5 protein-coding genes are annotated in these 5,975 nt (G+C 72.2%); all 5 read left to right on the top strand.

The features are described 5' to 3' along the window. A partial coding sequence (locus PSH25_RS04740; protein WP_238657839.1) for an EAL domain-containing protein occupies positions 1-355 on the top strand: 355 nt, incomplete at its 5' end. Positions 356-500: 145 nt separating this feature from the next. Beyond that, complete coding sequence (gene gatC, locus PSH25_RS04745; RefSeq protein WP_238657840.1) at positions 501-806, top strand: Asp-tRNA(Asn)/Glu-tRNA(Gln) amidotransferase subunit GatC; 306 nt, start codon at positions 501-503, stop codon at positions 804-806. Positions 807-882: 76 nt separating this feature from the next. Further along, positions 883-2,358, top strand: a complete 1,476-nt coding sequence (gene gatA, locus PSH25_RS04750; protein WP_238657841.1) for an Asp-tRNA(Asn)/Glu-tRNA(Gln) amidotransferase subunit GatA — start codon at positions 883-885, stop codon at positions 2,356-2,358. Positions 2,359-2,371: 13 nt separating this feature from the next. Then, positions 2,372-3,871, top strand: coding sequence for an Asp-tRNA(Asn)/Glu-tRNA(Gln) amidotransferase subunit GatB (gatB, locus tag PSH25_RS04755; protein WP_091393246.1), 1,500 nt, complete (start codon positions 2,372-2,374; stop codon positions 3,869-3,871). 122 nt (positions 3,872-3,993) lie between these two features. Further along, the coding region (locus PSH25_RS04760; RefSeq protein ID WP_238657842.1) for a thiamine pyrophosphate-binding protein at positions 3,994-5,975 on the top strand (1,982 nt) is incomplete at its 3' end.

Consider the following 5,975-nt stretch of genomic DNA (forward strand, 5'->3'; position numbering starts at 1 on the left):
CGACTTCGGCACCGGCTACTCCTCCCTGCAGCACCTGCGCCGGTTGCCGCTGGCCGAGGTGAAGGTGGACCGGTCGTTCGTCCTCGGTATGGCCGAGGACGCCGACGACGCGGCGATCGTCCGGTCGATGATCGAGCTGGCCGGAGCGCTGGGGTTGCGGGTGGTCGCCGAGGGTGTCGAGGACGAGCGGACCTGGCGGATGCTGCACGCCGCCGGCTGCGACGCCGCTCAGGGCTGGTTCTACGCCCGGCCGATGCCGGCCGAGGAGTTGGTCACCTGGCTGGCCCGGTACCGGCCGGTCCGCCCGACCGGCGGGCACCCGCAGCCGGATGTCGCTCGCCGCCCCACCCGCTGACCCCGCACGAGGGCCGCCGGAGGGGGAGTCGGGGACGCGGCACCGGAGCGGAACAATAGACTCGCTCCGGTCACCGCGTGTCACGCTCCACCTGTCGCGCGGCCGGCACATCGCCCGACCAGCAGGAATTCAGAAGGGGGCACGGATGGCCGCCATCTCCCGCGAGGAGGTCGCGCACCTGGCGCGCCTGTCGCGGCTCGCCGTCACCGAGGAGGAGCTGGACACGTTCGCCGGCCAGCTCGACGTGATCCTCCAGGCGGTCGCCCAGGTCGGCGAGGTCGCCGCCGCGGACATCCCGCCGACCTCGCACTCGGTGCCGCTGACCAACATCTTCCGCGAGGACGTCGTCACGCCGTGCCTGACCCCGGAGGAAGCGCTGTCGGGCGCGCCCGACGCCGAGGACCAGCGGTTCCGCGTCCCGCGGATCCTGAGCGAGGATGTGGCCTCATGAGCGAGCGCCAGCGAGCGAATCAGCAGTGCAGCGCCGTGGTGCCTCATGGCGTCGCGGAGCGAAGCGGAGTGACGGCATGAGCGATCTGATCAGCATGACCGCGACGGAGATCGCGGCCCTGGTCGCCGGGGGCGAGACTTCCGCCGTCGAGGTGACCCAGGCGCACCTGGACCGGATCGCCGCGGTCGACGACAGGGTGCACGCCTTCCTGCACGTCGACACCGAGGGCGCGCTCGCCGCGGCCCGCGCGGTGGACGAGCGCCGGGCCGCCGGCGAGGAGTTGGGCCCGCTCGCGGGTGTGCCGGTCGCGGTCAAGGACGTGCTCGCCACCCGGGGTGTGCCGACCACCGTGGGGTCGAAGATCCTGGAGGGCTGGCGCCCGCCGTACGACGCGACGATCGTGCAGCGGCTGCGGGAGGCCGGCACGGTGATGCTCGGCAAGACCAACATGGACGAGTTCGCGATGGGCTCCTCCACCGAATACTCGGCGTACGGCCCGACGCACAACCCGTGGGACCTGAGCCGGATCCCCGGTGGCTCGGGTGGTGGCAGCGCCGCCGCGCTGGCCGCGTACGAGGCGCCGCTGGCGATCGGCTCGGACACCGGCGGCTCGATCCGTCAGCCCGGCGCGGTCACCGGCACCGTGGGTGCCAAGCCCACCTACGGCGGCACCTCCCGTTACGGGCTGGTGGCCTTCTCCTCGTCGCTCGACACCCCGGGCCCGTGTGCCCGTACGGTGCTCGACGCGGCCCTGCTGCACCAGGTGATCGGCGGGCACGACCCGCGCGACTCCACCTCCATTCCGCAGCCGGTGCCGGACGTGGTGGCGGCGGCGAAGCTCGGCGCTACCGGTGACCTGACCGGTGTGCGGCTCGGCATCGTGACCGAGTTCGTGGGCGAGGGCGCCGAGCCGGGCGTGATGGCCGCGTTCCGTGAGTCGGTGGACGCGCTGACCAAGATGGGTGCCGAGGTCGTCGAGGTGTCCTGCCCGACGTTCGCGTACGCCCTGCCGGCGTACTACCTGATCGCCCCGAGCGAGTGCTCCTCCAACCTGGCCCGGTTCGACGGCGTCCGGTTCGGCCTGCGGGTCGGCGACGACGGCAACCGGTCGCTGGAGGAGGTCATGTCGCTGACCCGGGAGGCGGGCTTCGGGCCGGAGGTCAAGCGTCGCATCATGATCGGCACGTACGCGCTGTCGTCGGGTTACTACGACGCGTACTACGGGCAGGCGCAGAAGGTCCGGACGCTCATCACCCGGGACTTCACCGCCGCGTTCGAGCGGGTCGACGCGCTGATCTCGCCGACCACCCCGTCGGTGGCGTTCCCGATGGGCGCGCGGACCGCCGACCCGTACCAGATGTACCTGGCCGACCTCTACACGATCCCGACCAACCTGTACGGCGGGCCGGGCATCTCGGTGCCCTGCGGCCTCTCCGAGGGGCTGCCGGTCGGTCTGCAGGTGATGGCCCCGACGATGGCCGACGACCGCATGTACCGGGTCGCCGCCGCGCTGGAGTCCGCCGTCGGCACGTTCACCCCACCGACGCTGTGAGGCAGGAGCCCCGATGACGACGACACTGCCCGCGTACGACGAGGTCGTTGCGCGCTTCGAACCGGTGATCGGCCTGGAGACCCACGTCGAGCTGGGCACGAACACCAAGATGTTCTGTGGTTGCCCGACCGACTTCGGTGGCGAGCCGAACACCCGGGTCTGCCCGGTGTGCCTGGGCCTGCCCGGTTCGCTGCCGGTGGCCAACAAGGCGGCCATCGAGGCGATCATCCGGATCGGCCTGGCGTTGAACTGCTCGATCGCCGAGTGGTGCCGGTTCGCCCGGAAGAACTACTTCTACCCGGACATGCCGAAGAACTTCCAGATCAGCCAGTACGACGAGCCGATCTGCGTCGACGGTTACCTGGACGTCGAGGTGGGCGGCGAGACGGTGCGGATCGAGATCGAGCGGGTGCACCTGGAGGAGGACACCGGCAAGACGCTGCACGTCGGTGGCGCCACCGGGCGGATCCACGGCGCGACGGAGTCGCTCGTCGACTACAACCGGGCCGGCATCCCGCTTGTCGAGATCGTCACCAAGCCGATCACGGGCACCGGTGCGCTCGCTCCCGACGTGGCCAAGGCGTACGTCGCCGAGCTGCGCGACGTGATCCGCACCCTCGGCGTCTCCGACGTGCGGATGGAGGAGGGTTCGCTGCGCTGTGACGTGAACACCTCGCTCAACCTGCCGGGCGCGGAGTGGGGCACCCGTACCGAGACGAAGAACGTCAACTCGCTGCGGTCGGTGGAGCGGGCGGTCCGCTCGGAGATGCTGCGGCAGGCGTCGGTGCTCGACGCGGGCGGCCGGATCACCCAGGAGACGCGCCACTTCCACGAGGACACCGGTGACACCACCCCGGGTCGCTCGAAGGAGACGGCCACCGACTACCGGTACTTCCCCGAGCCGGATCTGGTGCCGATCGCCCCGGACCCGGCCTGGGTCGCCGAGCTGAAGGCCGCCCTGCCGGAGCTGCCCCGGGTGCACCGGCGTCGGCTCCAGCAGCAGTGGGGCCTCTCCGACCTGGACATGCAGTCGGTGCTGAACGCGGGCGCGGTCGAGCTGATCGAGGCCACCGTGGCCGCCGGCACCACCCCGGCCGCGGCCCGCAAGTGGTGGCTGGGTGAGCTGTCCCGCCGGGCCAACGAGAGCGGCGTGGAGCTGGCCGAGATCGGTGCCACTCCCGCCCAGGTCGCCGAGCTGCAGGGGCTTGTCGACGCCGGCAAGCTCAACGACAAGATGGCCCGCACGGTGCTGGAGGGCGTGGTCGACGGTGAGGGCTCGCCCACCGAGATCATGACCAACCGGGGCCTGGAGGTCGTGTCGGACACCGGCGCGCTCACCGCGGCCGTGGACGAGGCGATCGCCGCGAACCCCGGCATCGCTGACAAGATCCGCAGCGGCAAGGTCGCGGCGGTCGGCGCGCTGGTCGGCGCGGTCATGAAGACCACCCGGGGCCAGGCCGACGCGAAGACCCTGCGTGAGCTGATCCTGGAGCGCCTCGGCGTCCAGGGCTGAGACCCACCCGGAGCAGGCCGCCGCCGCGACCCGGCGGCGGCCTCCCGCAACCCCCTGTCGACTACGCGGCCACCCCGCACCCCTCGCGAGGGCGTCAACGGCGACGCCTGGATGGAGCCACCGTGACCGAGCACGACCTCGATGTCCTCGACGAGATCCAGCGGCGGGTGCTCTGGCTCGCCACCCGGATCGTGGACGCCGCCAACCATGACCGGGCCACCGGCGACGGTGTGAAGGTCGGCGGCCACCAGGCGTCCAGCGCCTCCCTGGTCACGGCGATGACGGCGCTCTGGTTCGCGCACCTGGACGCCGAGGACCGGGTGGCGGTGAAGCCGCACGCGTCCCCGGTGTTCCACGCCATCCAGTACCTGCTCGGCAACCTGGACCGCTCCTACCTGCCCCGGCTGCGGGCCCGCGGCGGCCTCCAGTCGTACCCGTCACGCACCAAGGACCCGGACGAGGTTGACTTCTCCACCGGTTCGGTCGGCCTGGGCGCGGCGGCGCCGCTCTTCGCCGCCGCCACCCGGCGGTACGTCGACGCGCACTTCGGGGCCCGCCCGCACTCCCGGTTCGTGGCGCTGATCGGCGACGCCGAGCTGGACGAGGGCAACATCTGGGAGGCGGTGGCCGACCCGGCGACCACCGGTCTGGGCAACGTCATGTGGCTTGTCGACTTCAACCGCCAGTCGCTGGACCGGGTGGTCCCCGGCATCCGGATCAACCAGTGGCGGGGCCAGTTCGAGGCGGCCGGCTGGCACGTCGTAGAGGTCAAGTACGGCCGCCGGCTCGCCGAGGCGTACGCCCGGCCGGGTGGCGAGGCGCTGCGCGACTGGATCGACGCGATGCCCAACGAGCAGTACCAGTCGCTGTTCGGGTTGACCGGCCCGCTGCTGCGCAAGCAGTTCCTGGACGGCGCGCCGGCCGGCATCGACGAGCTGATCGCCCACGTCGACGACGAGGAGCTGGGCCCCCTCGTCACCGACCTGGGCGGGCACGACCTTCAGGCGATGCTGGACGCGTACGCCCAGTGCGACGCGGTCACCGACCGGCCCAGCGTCGTCTTCGCGTACACCGTGAAGGGTTGGGGGTTGCCCATCGCCGGCAACCCGCGCAACCATTCCGCGCTGCTCAGCTCGGAGCAGGTCGACACCCTGCGCGCCGCGCAGGGGTTGACCGCCGAGACCGAGTGGGACCGCCTCGACCCGGCGTCACCCGCCGGGATCCAGGCCGGCGCCCGCCGGGAGGCGCTGTCCCGCGCGCCGCGCCAGCGTGCGCTGGGGGTCACCGTTCCGGAGAGCACGGGAGTACGCGGCAACAAGCCGATCTCCACCCAGGAGGCCTTCGGTCGGGTGCTGGTGGACCTGGCGCGGGACCGGGAGGTGGGCCGCTACCTGGTCACCACCGCCCCGGACGTGGCCACCTCCACCAACCTCGCCGGGTTCATCAACAAGACCGGGGTCTTCGCCCCCACCGAGCAGCGCTCCTGGACCGAGGACCGGATGCTGCGCTGGACGGAGAGCCCCGCTGGGCAGCACATCGAGCTGGGCATCTCGGAGATGAACCTGTTCCTGCTGCTCGGTCAGCTCGGGCTCTCCTGGGACCTGTCCGGGCAGCCGCTGCTGCCGGTGGGCACGGTCTACGACCCGTTCGTGCTGCGCGGCCTCGACGCGTTCCTGTACGGCACGTACTCCGGTTCCCGGTTCGTGGTGGCCGGAACCCCGTCCGGCATCACCCTCGCCCCGGAGGGCGGCGCCCACCAGTCCACGATCACCGCGTCGGTCGGCCTGGAACTGCCCGGGGTGACCTTCGTCGAGCCGGCGTACGCGGCCACCCTCGACTGGCTGCTCTGCGACGCGCTCGGTCAGATCGCCGGCGGGTCGGCCCCGGCCGCGACCGCCGCGCCCGCCGAGGACGGCGCGTACTACTTCCGGTTGAGCACCCGACCACTGGACCAGGCGCCGTTCGAGGCGGCCCGGGCGCGGCTCGGCGACGCGGTGCTGCGCCGGCAGGTCGTCGCCGGGGCGTACCGGCTGGTCGACGCGCACCAGGCGTACCCGCACCTGGCCGACGCCCCGGTGGTGCAGCTGGCCGCCTCCGGCGCGGT

Source organism: Micromonospora foliorum (assembly GCF_022229015.1).
Classification (GTDB): Bacteria; Actinomycetota; Actinomycetes; order Mycobacteriales; family Micromonosporaceae; genus Micromonospora; species Micromonospora foliorum.